This window comes from Rhodococcus sp. NPDC059234 (assembly GCF_042754225.1).
GTDB lineage: Bacteria > Actinomycetota > Actinomycetes > Mycobacteriales > Mycobacteriaceae > Rhodococcus_G.
The window spans coordinates 14049-28708 of the sequence record NZ_JBHZAH010000063.1; the positions used below are offsets into that span (position 1 = coordinate 14049).

General features: G+C 69.8%; 12 protein-coding genes and 1 rRNA gene. All 13 read left to right on the plus strand.

The genetic code is table 11. The features are described 5' to 3' along the window. Positions 1-18: 18 nt before the first annotated feature. Complete coding sequence (argC, locus tag ACFXGJ_RS14745; protein ID WP_378621002.1) at positions 19-1089, plus strand: N-acetyl-gamma-glutamyl-phosphate reductase; 1071 nt, start codon at positions 19-21, stop codon at positions 1087-1089. Continuing rightward, complete coding sequence (argJ, locus tag ACFXGJ_RS14750; RefSeq protein ID WP_378621005.1) at positions 1086-2333, plus strand: bifunctional glutamate N-acetyltransferase/amino-acid acetyltransferase ArgJ; 1248 nt, start codon at positions 1086-1088, stop codon at positions 2331-2333. Before argC ends, argJ begins: the two co-directional genes overlap by 4 nt. After that, on the plus strand, positions 2330-3232 hold the full coding sequence (gene argB / locus ACFXGJ_RS14755) for an acetylglutamate kinase (protein ID WP_378621007.1): 903 nt from the start codon (positions 2330-2332) through the stop codon (positions 3230-3232). Before argJ ends, argB begins: the two co-directional genes overlap by 4 nt. Next, the gene (locus tag ACFXGJ_RS14760; protein WP_378621010.1) at positions 3229-4431 is read left to right on the plus strand and encodes an acetylornithine transaminase; all 1203 of its coding nucleotides are present in this window, start codon (positions 3229-3231) and stop codon (positions 4429-4431) included. The genes argB and ACFXGJ_RS14760 overlap by 4 nt, the downstream gene beginning before the upstream one ends. 5 nt (positions 4432-4436) lie before the next feature. Then, positions 4437-5411, plus strand: coding sequence for an ornithine carbamoyltransferase (gene argF / locus ACFXGJ_RS14765; protein WP_378621013.1), 975 nt, complete (start codon positions 4437-4439; stop codon positions 5409-5411). Further along, positions 5408-5992, plus strand: a complete 585-nt coding sequence (locus ACFXGJ_RS14770) for an arginine repressor (protein ID WP_378621016.1) — start codon at positions 5408-5410, stop codon at positions 5990-5992. Before argF ends, ACFXGJ_RS14770 begins: the two co-directional genes overlap by 4 nt. A gap of 87 nt (positions 5993-6079) precedes the next feature. Then, on the plus strand, positions 6080-7279 hold the full coding sequence (locus tag ACFXGJ_RS14775) for an argininosuccinate synthase (protein WP_378621019.1): 1200 nt from the start codon (positions 6080-6082) through the stop codon (positions 7277-7279). Positions 7280-7281: 2 nt separating this feature from the next. Further along, complete coding sequence (argH, locus tag ACFXGJ_RS14780; RefSeq protein WP_378621021.1) at positions 7282-8703, plus strand: argininosuccinate lyase; 1422 nt, start codon at positions 7282-7284, stop codon at positions 8701-8703. Between the two features lie 70 nt (positions 8704-8773). After that, positions 8774-11749, plus strand: a complete 2976-nt coding sequence (locus ACFXGJ_RS14785; protein WP_378621024.1) for an AMP-binding protein — start codon at positions 8774-8776, stop codon at positions 11747-11749. 49 nt (positions 11750-11798) lie between these two features. Continuing rightward, positions 11799-12017 (plus strand): Trm112 family protein, encoded by a 219-nt coding sequence (locus ACFXGJ_RS14790; RefSeq protein WP_378621027.1) that lies wholly within the window; start codon positions 11799-11801, stop codon positions 12015-12017. 16 nt (positions 12018-12033) lie between these two features. Further along, positions 12034-12663 carry a DNA-3-methyladenine glycosylase gene (locus tag ACFXGJ_RS14795; RefSeq protein WP_378621030.1) on the plus strand — a complete coding sequence of 210 codons (630 nt, stop codon included), beginning with the start codon at positions 12034-12036 and terminating at the stop codon, positions 12661-12663. Positions 12664-12671: 8 nt separating this feature from the next. Then, positions 12672-13946, plus strand: a complete 1275-nt coding sequence (tyrS, locus tag ACFXGJ_RS14800; protein ID WP_378621035.1) for a tyrosine--tRNA ligase — start codon at positions 12672-12674, stop codon at positions 13944-13946. Between the two features lie 536 nt (positions 13947-14482). Next, positions 14483-14660 (plus strand): 16S ribosomal RNA (locus tag ACFXGJ_RS14805); the annotation flags it as partial.

The following is a 14660-nucleotide window of genomic DNA, read 5'->3' on the forward strand; positions in this document are numbered from 1 at the left end:
TGATGCATAATCGATCGTATGGTCACTACTGCAGCTTCTGACTCGGCGTCGACGCCGATCCGGGTCGCCATCGCGGGGGCGAGCGGCTATGCGGGCGGCGAGATCCTGCGCCTGCTGCTCGGTCACCCCGCCTACCTCGACGGCTCGCTGACGATCGGCGCGCTCACGGCGGGCAGCAACGCCGGCGCGACGCTCGGCGAGTTCCATCCGCACCTGCTGCCGCTCGCCGGCCGCGTGCTCGAACCCACCACCCTCGACCGGCTCGAGGGGCACGACGTGGTGTTCCTCGGTCTGCCGCACGGCAACTCGGCCGAGATCGCCAAGCAGCTGCCCGAACGGACAGTCATCATCGACTGCGGCGCCGACTTCCGGCTCCAGAGCGCCGCCGAGTGGGAGCGCTACTACAAGAGCGAACACGCGGGCACCTGGCCGTACGGATTGCCCGAGCTGCCGGGCCACCGGGACAAGCTCACCGGCGCCACCCGCATCGCTGTTCCCGGCTGCTATCCGACCGCCGCCAGCCTCGCGCTGGCGCCCGCCGTCGCGGCGGGCATCGTCGAGCCGCGGGTCACGGTGGTCGCCGTGAGCGGGACCTCCGGCGCCGGGCGCGCGCCGAAGGCAGACCTGCTCGGCTCCGAGGTGATGGGCTCGGCGAAGGCGTACGGCGTCGGCGGCGTGCACCGGCACACGCCGGAGATCACCCAGAACCTCTCGGCGCTGGCCGGTACCGAGGTCACCGTCTCGTTCACCCCGGTCCTCGCGCCGATGCCCCGCGGCATCCTCGCCACCTGCACCGCGCCGACCACCGTCTCGGTCGGTCGTGCCCGCGAGGTGTACGAGAAGGCCTATGCGGACGAGCCGTTCGTGCACGTGCTGCCGGAGAACGTCTATCCCCAGACCGGCGCGGTGATCGGCTCGAACGCCGTGCAGATCGGCGTCACCGTGGACGAGGCCGCCGGCCTGCTCGTCGTGATCGCCGCGATCGACAACCTCACCAAGGGCACGGCCGGCGGCGCCGTCCAGTCCATGAACCTCGCCCTTGGCCTGCCCGAGACCGCTGGTCTCTCGACCGTTGGAGTTGCCCCGTGAACGCTGTCCCCGTCACCCCCGTCGTTCCGGATGCGCGGACGGTCGCCGGCGGTCGCCTCGTGCGCACCCAGGGCGTCACCGCGCCCGCCGGGTTCAAGGGGGCCGGCATCGCCGCGGGCATCAAGGTCAGCGGGCGTCAGGATCTGGCGCTGGTCTTCAACGAGGGCCCGGACACCGCCGCTGCCGGGGTGTTCACCACCAACAAGGTCAAGGCCGCGCCGGTGCTGTGGTCGCAGCAGGTGCTGACCGGCGGCACGCTGCGCGCGGTCGTGCTCAACTCGGGCGGCGCGAACGCCTGCACCGGAGCGCCCGGCTTCCAGGACACCCACGCCACCGCGGAGCACGTCGCCGCGACGCTGAGCGACTGGGGCACCGAGACCGGTGCCGGGGAGGTCGCGGTGTGTTCGACCGGACTGATCGGCGACCGGCTGCCGATGGACAAGCTGCTCGCCGGCGTGACCGAGATCGTGCACGAACTGGCGGGCGGGATCTCCGGCGGCACCGACGCCGCCTACGCGATCATGACCACCGACACCGTGCCCAAGCAGGCCGCGCTGCACCACGCGAACAAGTGGAACGTCGGCGGCATGGCCAAGGGCGCAGGCATGCTCGCGCCGGCCCTGGCCACGATGCTGTCGGTGGTCACCACCGACGCCGTCGCGACCGCCGCCCAGTTGGACGAGGCGTTGCGCGCCGCGACCCGGCTCTCGTTCGACCGGCTCGACGTCGACGGGGCCACTTCCACCAACGACACCGTGCTGCTGCTCTCGTCGGGTGCCAGCGGCGTCACCCCCACCCAGGAGGAGCTCAACGCCGCGGTCCTCGCGGTCTGCGACGACCTCGCCGACCAGATGATGGCCGATGCCGAGGGCGTCACCAAGCGGGTCACCGTCACCGTCGCCGGCGCCGCCAGCGAGTCCGATGCGCTGATCGGTGCCCGGACCGTCGCCCGCGACAGCCTCGTCAAGACGGCGCTGTTCGGCTCCGACCCCAACTGGGGCCGGGTGCTCGCCGCCGTCGGGGTCGCCCCGATCTCGCTGGATCCCGACCGGATCTCGGTGTCCTTCAACGGAAATCCGGTGTGCATCGACGGCGTCGGCGCGCCCGGCGCCCGCGATGTCGACCTGTCCGGCATCGACATCGCCCTGCGCATCGAACTCGGCGTCGGCGACGCGGAGGTCTCCATCCGCACCACCGACCTCTCGCACGCGTACGTCGAAGAGAACTCGGCGTACTCGTCATGACCGACAGCATCCTGGACCTGACGTCCAGCCAGAAGGCGTACGTCCTGGCCGAGGCGCTGCCCTGGCTGCAGCGCTTCCACGGCAAGATCGTCGTGGTCAAGTACGGCGGCAACGCGATGGTCGACGACGAGCTCAAGGCGGCGTTCGCGCAGGACATGGCGTTCCTGCGGACCGTCGGCATCCACCCCGTCGTCGTGCACGGCGGCGGCCCCCAGATCAACGCCATGCTCGGGCGGCTCGGCATGGAGGGCGAGTTCCGCGGCGGATTCCGCGTCACCACGCCCGAGGTGATGGACGTGGTCCGGATGGTGCTGTTCGGGCAGGTCGGCCGGGAGCTGGTCGGCCTGATCAACGCGCACGGACCGTACGCAGTCGGCATCTCCGGTGAGGACGCGCACCTGTTCACCGCGACCAGGCGCACCGTGCAGGTCGAAGGCGAGGCCACCGACATCGGCCTGGTCGGCGACGTCACCACCGTCAACCCGGACGCCGTGCTCGATCTCGTTGCGGCCGGCAGGATTCCGGTTGTCTCCACCATCGCGCCCGACGCGGACGGCGTGGTGCACAACATCAACGCCGACACCGCCGCCGCCGCCCTGGCCGAGGCGATCGGTGCCGAGCGTTTGGTGATGCTCACCGACGTCGAGGGTCTGTACACGGACTGGCCCGACCGGTCCTCGCTCGCGACCGAGATCGATGCCGCCGCACTGGAACAACTACTGCCCCGACTCGACTCGGGCATGGTGCCGAAGATGGAGGCCTGCCTGCGTGCGGTGCGCGGCGGGGTCCCGTCGGCGCACGTCATCGACGGGCGGGTCGCGCACTCGGTGCTGTTGGAACTGCTCACCGGCGAGGGCATCGGCACGATGGTCACGCCGAACTCGGAAGGACACTCATGACCGAACCGCTGCAGCAGCGCTGGTCGCACGCGCTGATGAACACCTACGGCGTTCCCCGGGTGGCGCTGGTTCGCGGAGAGGGCGCGGTGGTCACCGACGCCAACGGCAAGCAGTACCTCGACCTGCTCGCCGGCATCGCGGTCAACATCCTCGGCCACGCGCACCCCGCGATCGTCGACGCGGTCACGGCCCAGCTGTCCACCCTCGGCCACACCTCGAACCTGTATGCCACCGAGCCGCCGATCGCACTGGCCGAGCAGCTGCTCGCACACCTCGGTGCGGGCGAGTCCTCGACCGGTGTGACCGGCCGGGTCTTCCTGTGCAACTCGGGGACCGAGGCCAACGAGGCGGCCTTCAAGCTGGCGCGGCTCACCGGGCGGCCCAAGATCGTCGCGGCGGAGCGGGCCTTCCACGGCCGGACCATGGGCGCGCTCGCACTGACCGGCCAGCCCGACAAGCGGGCCCCGTTCGAGCCGATGCCTGCCGGTGTCGAGCACGTTCCGTACGGCGACATCGCCGCCCTCGACGCCGCGGTCGACTCCGACACCGCCGCGGTGTTCCTCGAACCGATCATGGGCGAGGCGGGCGTCGAGGTGCCCCCCGAGGGATACCTCGTCGAGGCCCGGCGGATCACTGCCGAGCGGGGCGCCCTGCTGATCCTCGACGAGGTGCAGACCGGAATCGGCCGGACCGGCTGGTTCTACGCGCACCAGGCCGTCGGGATCGTGCCGGACGTGATGACTCTCGCCAAGGGGCTCGGCGGCGGGATGCCGATCGGTGCCTGCATCGCGACCGGGGCCGCGGCCGAGCTGCTCAGTCCCGGCAAGCACGGCACCACCTTCGGGGGTAACCCGGTCAGTGCGGCCGCCGCGCTCGCGGTGCTGCGCACCGTCGCGGACCTGGACCTGGTCAGCCACGCCGACAGCCTCGGCAAGCACCTGACCGAGGCCATCGAGGGGATCGGGCATCCGCTCGTCGACCACGTCCGGGGTGCGGGCCTGCTGCTCGGCATCGTGCTGACCTCGGATCTGGCGCCGCAGGTCGAGGCCGCGGCCCGCACGGCCGGATACCTCGTCAATGCGTCGCAGCCGGGCGTGATCCGCCTCGCGCCCCCGCTCATCCTCACCGAGGCTCAGGCGGACGGCTTCGTGGCCGCACTGCCGGCGATCCTCGACACCGCTGCGGCGGAAGGGAAGTAGAGATCATGACCGTCAAGCACTCGGGCGGAGCCCGCGGAGCGAGCATCAAGCACTTCCTGCGGGACGACGACCTGACTCCGGAGCAGCAGGCCGAGGTCCTGGCGCTCGCCGCTGCGCTGAAGAAGGACCCGTTCGCCAAGCAGACCCTCGCGGGGCCGCGCGGCGTCGGCGTCATCTTCGAGAAGAACTCCACCCGCACCCGCTTCTCGTTCGAGATGGGAATCGCGCAGCTCGGCGGGCACGCGGTCGTCGTCGACGGACGCAGCACCCAGCTCGGCCGCGAGGAGACGCTGCAAGACACCGGCCGGGTGCTGTCGCGCTACGTCGACGCGGTCGTGTGGCGCACCTTCGGGCAGAAGCGGCTCGAGCAGATGGCCGCGGGCGCAACGGTTCCCATCGTCAACGCACTCTCCGACGAGTTCCACCCCTGCCAGGTGCTGGCGGACCTGCAGACGCTGGCCGAGCGCAAGGGCGAGCTCGCTGGCCTGCGGCTGACCTACCTGGGCGACGGCGCCAACAACATGGCGCACTCGCTGCTGCTCGGCGGCGTCACTGCCGGCGTGCACGTCACCGTCGCGGCCCCGGCGGGCTTCGCTCCGCTGCCGTGGGTGCTCGAACTGGCCGCCGCCCGCGCGGCGCAGACCGGCGCGACGATCACGGTCACCGACGACCCGCAGGCCGCGGCCGACGGTGCGGATGCACTGGTCACGGACGCGTGGACGTCGATGGGGCAGGAGAACGACGGGCTCGACCGGGTCGGGCCCTTCCGGCCGTTCCAGATCAACCAGGCCCTGCTGGACCGCGCCGCCGACGGCGCCGTGGTGCTGCACTGCCTGCCCGCGCACCGCGGTGAGGAGATCACCGACGAGGTGCTCGACGGACCGCAGAGCGCGGTGTGGGACGAGGCGGAGAACCGGCTGCACGCCCAGAAGGCGCTGCTGGTGTGGCTGCTCGAACAGCGCGGCGGGACCCGGCCGTGACCACCGCCCGCTCCGTCTCGTCGAGTCGGCCGCAGGGCGTCGATCCCTCGGGCGAAGCCTCGGGTCGAGTTTCGGTTCCCTCGGGCGAAGCCTCGGGTCGAGTTTCGGTCGCGCACACCCGGGCCGGACGGCAGTCGCGGATTACCGCGCTGCTCGCCGTGCACGAGGTTCGCAGCCAGCCGGAGCTGGCCGCACTCCTCGCGGCCGAGGGCATCGAGGTGTCCAACGCGACGCTCTCGCGTGACCTCGAGGAGCTCGGCGCGGTCAAGCTGCGGGCGGCGGACGGGGGAGCGGGCGTCTACGTCGTTCCCGAGGACGGCAGTCCGGTGCGCGGGGTTTCCGGCGGAACGGACCGGCTCGCGCGGCTGCTCGGGGAGCTGCTCGTCTCCACGGACGCGAGCGGGAACCTGGCGGTACTGCGCACTCCGCCGGGTGCCGCGCACTACCTCGCGAGCGCCCTCGACCGGGCTTCGTTGCCGGAGGTTGTGGGAACCATTGCCGGGGATGACACCATTCTTGTTATCGCCCGCGAACCACTGACGGGCAGCCAGCTCGCCGACATGATCGAGAAGCTGGCCTGACCTGTGTGTTTCGCGCCGTCAGGCGCGATGCGCGATCGAACAACTTCAACACTTTCGAAGATTTCAACCTGAAGGAGCACACAGACCATGGCTGAACGCGTCGTACTCGCCTACTCCGGCGGACTGGACACCTCGGTGGCCATCAGCTGGATCGGCAAGGAGACCGGCAAAGAGGTCGTCGCCGTCGCCATCGACCTCGGCCAGGGCGGCGAGGACATGGAGGTCGTGCGCCAGCGTGCCCTCGACTGCGGTGCCGTCGAGTCCGTCGTGGTCGACGCCCGCGACGAGTTCGCGGACGAGTACTGCCTGCCGACCATCCAGGCCAATGCGCTGTACATGGACCGCTACCCGCTGGTCTCGGCCATCAGCCGGCCCCTGATCGTCAAGCACATCGTCGAGGCGGCCCGCGCGCACGGCGGCACCGTCGTCTCGCACGGCTGCACCGGCAAGGGCAACGACCAGGTCCGCTTCGAGGTCGGCTTCGGTGCCCTCGCGCCCGACCTCGAGGTGATCGCGCCGGTCCGCGACTACGCGTGGACCCGCGAGAAGGCCATCGCCTTCGCCGAGGAGAACAACATCCCGATCAACGTCACCAAGCGTTCGCCGTTCTCGATCGACCAGAACGTGTGGGGCCGCGCGGTGGAGACCGGGTTCCTCGAGGACCTGTGGAACGCGCCGACCAAGGACGTCTACGACTACACCCAGGACCCGACGCTCAACTGGAACACCCCGGACGAGCTGATCATCAGCTTCGAGGCAGGCAAGCCGGTCGCGATCGACGGCAAGCCGGTCACCGTGCTCGAGGCCATCCAGGAGCTCAACAAGCGCGCGGGTGCGCAGGGCGTCGGCCGCCTCGACGTCGTCGAGGACCGTCTCGTCGGCATCAAGAGCCGCGAGATCTACGAGGCCCCCGGTGCGATGGTGCTCATCACCGCCCACCAGGAGCTCGAGCACGTCACCCTCGAGCGTGAGCTCGGCCGCTACAAGCGCCAGATGGAGCAGCGCTGGAGCGAGCTGGTCTACGACGGCCTGTGGTTCTCGCCGCTCAAGGACGCCCTCGACTCGTTCGTCGCCAAGACCCAGGAGCGGGTCACCGGCGACATCCGGCTGTTCCTGCACGGCGGCGCGATCACCGTCAACGGTCGCCGCAGCCCGGAGTCGCTGTACGACTTCAACCTCGCCACCTACGACGAGGGCGACACCTTCGACCAGTCCTACGCGAAGGGCTTCGTCAACATCCACGGCCTGTCCTCCAAGGTCGCGGCGAAGCGCGATCTGGGCCTGTAACGATGGCTGAGCACGGCACCAACGAAGGTGCCCTCTGGGGCGGCCGGTTCGAGTCCGGACCGGCCGCCGCCATGGCGGCGCTGAGCAAGTCCACGCACTTCGACTGGGTGCTCGCGCCCTACGACGTGCGTGCCTCGCAGGCCCACGCGCGGGTGCTGCACGCGGCGGGACTGCTCGGTGACGCCGACCTGGCCACGATGCTGGACGGCCTCGAGCGTCTCGGCGCCGATGTGGCCAGCGGCGCGTTCGTGCCGGCGGACTCCGACGAGGATGTGCACGGCGCCCTCGAGCGGGGACTGATCGAGCGGGTCGGGCCGGAGGTCGGCGGCAGACTGCGCGCGGGTCGGTCCCGAAACGACCAGGTGGCCACGCTGTTCCGGATGTGGCTGCGCGACGCCGTCCGGCAGGTGGCGGCCGGGGTACTCGACGTCGTCGACGCCCTCGCCACCCAGGCTGCGGCCCACCCGGCCGCGGTGATGCCCGGCAAGACGCACCTGCAGGCGGCGCAGCCGGTGCTGCTCGCGCACCACCTGCTCGCGCACGCGCATCCCCTGCTGCGGGACGTCCAGCGATTGGTCGACTTCGACAAGCGCGCCGCGATCTCGCCGTACGGATCCGGTGCGCTGGCGGGTTCGTCGCTGGGGCTCAATCCCGACGCGATCGCGGCCGAGTTGAAGTTCGACGCGGCGGCGGACAACTCGATCGACGCCACCTCGTCGCGGGACTTCGCGGCCGAGGCGGCCTTCGTGCTGGCCATGATCGGGGTGGACCTGTCGCGGATGGCCGAAGAGGTCATCATCTGGAGCACACCGGAGTTCGGCTACATCACGCTCGCCGACGCCTGGTCGACCGGGTCGTCGATCATGCCGCAGAAGAAGAACCCGGACGTCTCCGAACTGACCCGCGGCAAGGCCGGGCGGCTGATCGGCAACCTGACGGGTCTGCTCGCGACCCTCAAGGCGCAGCCGCTGGCGTACAACCGGGATCTGCAGGAGGACAAGGAACCGGTCTTCGACTCGGTGGCACAGCTCGAGCTGCTGCTGCCGGCGATCACCGGACTGGTGTCGACCCTCGAGTTCCACACCGAGCGGATGGCGGAACTGGCGCCCGCGGGCTTCACGCTCGCCACGGACATCGCCGAATGGATGGTGCGCCAGGGCGTTCCGTTCCGTGTCGCGCACGAGGCCGCGGGCGGTTGCGTGCGGGCCGCGGAGGCGCGCGGTGTCGGTCTCGAGGACCTCACCGACGAGGAGCTGGCGGCGGTCGATCCGGCGCTCACCCCCTCGGTTCGGGAGGTGCTCACGGTGGAGGGATCGATCTCCTCGCGTAACGCGAGGGGCGGTACCGCCGGTGTACAGGTCGCGCGACAGCTCGACGGGGTGCGGGAGTCGGTGCGCGCGCTGCAGGGCTGGATCGGCAACTAGCGAATTCACTCGGCAGCGCAGGAATATAGTGGCCGGTACACACCGGCTTGATCCTTATGGGGGCGCTGCAGTGAGTTGGTATCCAGAGGTTCTGAACGGTTCGGTGCGACGCGTGGTCGCCACCGCACAGAACGGTCTCGAGGTCGTCCGGTTGGGCGGCCTCGAGACCGAGGCAAGGCCGTCGGAATTTCGAGTGGTCGAGCGCAAGCCGATGTACCGGCTCCGGCGCTACTTCGCCGACGAGGCCGCGGACACCTCGCGTCCCCCGGTGGTCCTGGTGCCGCCGATGATGATGGCCGCCGACGTGTACGACGTCGCCCGGGATCAGGGCGCGGTCGGCATGCTGCACGGCATGGGCCTGGATCCGTGGGTGGTCGACTTCGGTTCGCCCGCAACGGAGGACGGCGGTTGGGGCCGCACCCTGGCCGATCACATCCTCGCGATCGACGAGATCGTCGACGCCGTCCACCGGCACACCGGCCGGGACGTGCACCTCGCCGGGTATTCCCAGGGCGGCATGTTCGCGTACCAGGCGGCCGCCTACCGGCGGTGCAAGAACATCGCCACGCTGATCACCTTCGGCGCCCCGGTGGACACGCTCGCCGCGCTGCCCTTCGGGATCCCCGCGGGGGTGGCCAGCCGGGCGGCGGACTTCCTCGCCGACCACGTGTTCAACCGGCTCGCGGTCACCGGCTGGATGGCCCGCACCGGCTTCCAGCTGCTCGACCCGGTCAAGACCGCCAAGTCCCGGCTCGAGTTCCTGCGGCAGTTGCACGACCGGGAGGCCCTGCTGCCGCGTGAGCAGCAGCGGCGATTCCTGGCCACCGACGGCTGGGTCGCCTGGTCCGGACCCGCCGTGGCCGACGTGCTCAAGCAGTTCATCGCGCACAACCGGATGATGTCCGGCGGCTTCGTGATCGGAGACCGGCTGGTCTCACTCGCGGAACTGACCTGCCCGATCCTCGCCTTCGTGGGCGAGGTCGACGACATCGGTCAGCCGGTCGCGGTGCGGGGCATCCGCAAGGCCGCGCCGAAGGCGGAGATCTTCGAAACAACACTGCGGGCGGGACATTTCGGACTCGTGGTCGGGTCGCTGGCCGCCTCGCAGACGTGGCCGATCACCGGCGAGTGGGTGCGCTGGCGCGACGGGCTCGGGCCGCGGCCGGAGAGCATCGAGGAGATGTCCTACGAGGACCAGCCCGCGACCGAGACCGGCGTTTCGGTCAGTGACCGTCTGCTGCACACGGGGGCGTCCATCGCGGAGGTCGGTGTCGGCGTGACCAAGGGCGTCTTCGACGTGACCACCCAGGCGGTGCGCGGCAGTCGCGAGTTGTCCGCGGAGGCCGTGCGGGCCCTGCCGCGGCTGGTGCGACTCGGTCAGATCCAGCCGCACACGACCATCTCGCTCGGCAAACTGCTGGCGGAGGCCGGCTCGCGCTCGCCCAAGGCCGAGTGCTTCCTGTTCGACGACCGTGCCTACACCAACGAGGCCGTCAACACCCGCATCGACAACGTCGTCAAGGGTCTGATCTCGACCGGGGTGCGCCCGGCGTCGAGGGTCGCGGTCCTGATGGAGACTCGGCCGAGCGCCCTCACCGCGATCGCCGCGCTGTCCCGGATCGGCGCGGTGGTCGTGCTGATTCCGCCGGCCGGGGACCTGGAGACCGCGGCGCGCCTGGGCAAGGCGGAAATGGTCATCACCGATCCGGACAATCTGCGCGCGGCGGAGTCGCTGGGCCTGCGGGTGCTGGTCCTCGGTGGCGGCGAGTCGCGGGTGCTCGACATCGAACCGGACTCGGAGACGATCGACCTGGAGCGGATCGACCCGTCACGAGTGCACATGCCCGCCTGGTACCGGCCGAACCCGGGCCGGGCGAACGAACTCGCCTTCGTGCTGTTCGGCAGGTTCGGCGGTCACCTCGAGGCCAAGCACGTCACCAACCATCGGTGGGCGCTGTCCGCGTTCGGCACCGCGACGGCCGCGAATCTCGGGCGCGGCGACACCGTCTATTCGGTTGCGCCGCTCTACCATTCGTCGGTCCTGCTGGCCACGCTCGGCGGTGCCATCGCGGGCGGGTCGCGGATCGCGTTGACCCGCGGCCTGGATCCGGAGCGGTTCGCCACCGAGGTGCACCGCTACGGCGTGACCGTCGTGGCCTACACCTGGACGATGCTGCGGGAACTGGTTGACAGTCCGGACTTCGCCCTCGACGCCTCGCATCCGATCCGGCTGTTCGTCGGGTCGGGCATGCCCCAGGGGCTGTGGCTGCGGACCATGAAGCGATTCGAGCCCGCCCAGGTGCTCGAGTTCTACGCGTCCACCGAGGGCGCCGTCGTGCTGGCGAACGTCTCGGGCGCCAAGCCCGGCGCGAAGGGCAGGCCGCTGCCGGGCAGCACCCCGGTCCGGATCGCCGCGTACGACCCGATCGCCGGCACGTTCCTCGAGGACGAGCGCGGGCTCGTGCGCGAATGCGGGGTCGACGAGGTCGGGCTGCTGTTGGGGCAGGCCACCGGGAGCGAGGCGATCAGCGGCGCCGTGCGCGGGGTGTTCGGTGCGGGTGACGCCTGGGTGCCGACCGAGCACCTGTTCCGCCGCGACGCCGACGGCGACTACTGGTTGATGGACGAGAAGAACTTCGTCGTCCGGGCACTGCGCGGTCCGGTGTACGGGCAGCCGATCGTCGACGCGCTCGGCGGACTCGCGCAGGTCGACCTGGCCGTGGTCTACGGGGTCCCGGCAGGGGAGGAGGAGGTTGCGGTGGCCGCGTTGACCCTGCGACCCGGCAGTTCGCTCACCGCCGTTGACCTCGCCGACTCTCTCGCCGAGCTGGCGCCCGGGGAGCGTCCGGACCTGGTGCACGTCGTTCCCGAGATCGCGATCAGCAATTCCTATCGCCCGCGCCGCTCCGCACTGGCCGCGGCGGGACTGCCGGCACCGAGCGTCCGGTCGTGGTACTACGACCCGGAGAAGGACGGCTACCGGCGGTTGACCCGCGCGGTGCTGACCGAGTTGCGGGCGCAGGGCAGTCGGGCACTGACCGGCTAGCCGGGTAGCCTGGCCGAGTTCTTAAGTACCGACCTCGAGAGGACCCGTTGTGGCGCTAGATCCCACCCTGCTGAGCATTCTGGCCTGCCCGCAGGACAAGGGCCCGCTGTTGCTGATCGACGACGAACTGCTCTACAACCCGCGACTGCGCCGCGCCTACCCGATCGAGGACGGCATCCCGGTGCTGCTCGTCGACGAGGCCCGCGACGTCTCCGAGGACGAGCACGAGAGCCTGCTCGCGCGTGCCGAGGGCTCCGCAGGCGCCTGAGCGGACGATTCGCGAGGTGGCGCACGCGCAGCGCGTCGAAGAGGAACTGGCGGCGGCCGACCCGCTGACGGCGGCCCACCTCCTGCTCGGCTCGACCCTCGCGGTGGACGGGGTGCGGGTCCGGATCGTCGAGGTCGAGGCCTACGGAGGGGACGAGTCCGGGCCGTGGCCCGACCCGGCCGCGCATTCGTACCCGGGACCGACGCGTCGCAACGAGGTGATGTTCGGTCCGGCCGGCCGGTTGTACGTGTACCTCAGTCACGGACTGCACCACTGCATGAATGTCACCTGTGCCGGCGCGGGCACCGCGGGTGCGGTGCTGCTCAGGGCGGCGGAGGTCGTCGAGGGCGAGGACATCGTCAGGGCGCGGCGCGGGCCGGATCGGCGACGGCGCGATCTCGCCCGCGGTCCGGGCAACCTGGGGCAGGCACTGGGGATCACCCTGGCGGACAACGGGTCCGAACTGTTCGGCGAGCGATCGCGGCTGCACCTGGAATGGGGGCCCGTGGTCCGTGCGGAGGCGGGTCCGCGGGTGGGCATCTCCCGGGCGGCAGATCGGCCGTGGCGACTGTGGGATCCGGACTCGCCCGCTGTGTCGGCCTATCGCCGCAGCCCGCGTGCACCGATCATCCCGAGTGCGGGATGATCGAGGACGTGACTGTGAACATTATCGACGAACTGAGCTGGCGCGGACTGATCGCGCAATCCACCGATCTCGACACCCTGCGCCGGGATGCCGATGGTGGTCCGGTCACGCTCTATGCCGGTTTCGATCCGACCGGCCCGAGCCTGCACGCCGGTCACCTGGTTCCGCTGTTGGCGCTCAAGCGGTTTCAGATGGCCGGCCACAAGCCGATCGTCCTGGCCGGCGGTGCGACCGGACTGATCGGTGATCCGCGGGACGTGGGGGAGCGGACGATGAACTCCGCCGACACCGTCGCGGAGTGGGCCGGGCGGATCCGGGCGCAGCTCGAGCGTTTCGTCGACTTCGACGGCTCGAACGCCGCGGTGATCGAGAACAACATGAACTGGACCGGCCAGTTGTCCGCGATCGACTTCCTCCGCGACATCGGCAAGCACTTCTCGGTGAACGTGATGCTGGCCCGCGACACGGTCAAGCGCCGGCTGGAGTCCGACGGGATGTCCTACACCGAGTTCAGCTACATGCTGTTGCAGGCCAACGACTACCTGCAGTTGCGCCGCGAGCGCGGGTGCACGCTGCAGATCGGCGGCTCCGACCAGTGGGGCAACATCATCGCCGGCGTCGAGCTGAACAGGCGGGTGGACGGGGAGTCCGTGCATGCGATGACGGTTCCGCTGGTGACGTCCTCGGACGGCAAGAAGTTCGGCAAGTCGACCGGCGGCGGCAGCCTCTGGCTCGATCCCGAGATGACCAGCCCGTACGCCTGGTACCAGTACTTCGTGAACACCGGTGACGCCGACGTCGTCCGGTACCTGCGCTGGTTCACCTTCCTGGACCAGGCCGAACTCGCCGACCTCGAGGCGGAGACCGCGGAGCGACCGCAGGCCCGCGTCGCGCAGCGGCGCCTGGCCGCGGAGATGACGACGCTCGTGCACGGCGCGCACAACACCGCCGCAGTCGAGCTCGCCAGCCAGGCCCTGTTCGGTCGTGCCGAGCTCACCGACCTCGACGAGGCCACCCTCGCGGCGGCGCTCACCGAGGCCTCGGTCGCGCAGGTCCGAGCGGGCGAGCCGTCGACCATCGTCGACCTGCTGGTCGCGAGCGGACTCTGCGAGAGCAAGGGTGCGGCCCGTCGCACCGTCAAGGAAGGTGGTGCCTCGGTGAACAATGCGCGTATCTCCTCCGAGGAGTGGGAGCCGGCGACCACGGATCTGCTGCACGGCCAGTGGTTGGTGGTCCGCCGCGGCAAGCGGAACTTCGCGGGAATCCAGGTCCTGCCGGCCTGATTGGGCACGGTGGCGCGAGTCACATCGATGTAATTCGAGACGATTCGCGTCACCGGGGCAGTCCGCGGGGCCACGACCAGCGACTTTGTCCGGCAGATCCGCTCCCACCTGGCGATTTGCCTCTGCGTTCATCGCCGCGTAACTTTTGTCGAGTCAGAGCGACACGGACACCGACCCGGCCGAGAGGCGCGGGACACGGAGTGCGGAGCCGCTCGACGAAAGCCACTCAGAAGGACCCGGGTTTGCCCCCGACGACTAACTGAGTTAGGCTGGAACAGTTGCCCCGGAGCGGCCGAGAGAGTTTCTCGGTGGTGATGGTGTGTGCGTGTTCTTTGAGAACTCAACAGTGTGCCGATGAATGTCAGTGCCAAATATTTTTGGTACTCCACTCCACTTTTTGTGGGTGGGTATTGCTGATGCTCTCCTTCTTCCGTCGGGGGGTGTCAGTGTTTTTAAGCTAGTTTGAGTTTTTGAATGCTAGTGATTTGACTCGATGTCTATGACTGATTGCCGGTTCGCCGGCCAATCTAGAGTCTTCAACGGAGAGTTTGATCCTGGCTCAGGACGAACGCTGGCGGCGTGCTTAACACATGCAAGTCGAGCGGTAAGGCCCTTCGGGGTACACGAGCGGCGAACGGGTGAGTAACACGTGGGTGATCTGCCCTGCACTTCGGGATAAGCCTGGGAAACTGGGTCTAATACCGGATATGACCT

What these genes read in the sequence shown, in the direction of transcription:
- argC (WP_378621002.1), top strand. Translation starts at nt 19, where the DNA reads ATGGTCACTACTGCAGCTTCTGACTCGGCGTCGACGCCGATCCGGGTC.
- argB (WP_378621007.1), top strand. Translation starts at nt 2,330, where the DNA reads ATGACCGACAGCATCCTGGACCTGACGTCCAGCCAGAAGGCGTACGTC.
- ACFXGJ_RS14760 (WP_378621010.1), top strand. Translation starts at nt 3,229, where the DNA reads ATGACCGAACCGCTGCAGCAGCGCTGGTCGCACGCGCTGATGAACACC.
- argF (WP_378621013.1), top strand. Translation starts at nt 4,437, where the DNA reads ATGACCGTCAAGCACTCGGGCGGAGCCCGCGGAGCGAGCATCAAGCAC.
- ACFXGJ_RS14775 (WP_378621019.1), top strand. Translation starts at nt 6,080, where the DNA reads ATGGCTGAACGCGTCGTACTCGCCTACTCCGGCGGACTGGACACCTCG.
- argH (WP_378621021.1), top strand. Translation starts at nt 7,282, where the DNA reads ATGGCTGAGCACGGCACCAACGAAGGTGCCCTCTGGGGCGGCCGGTTC.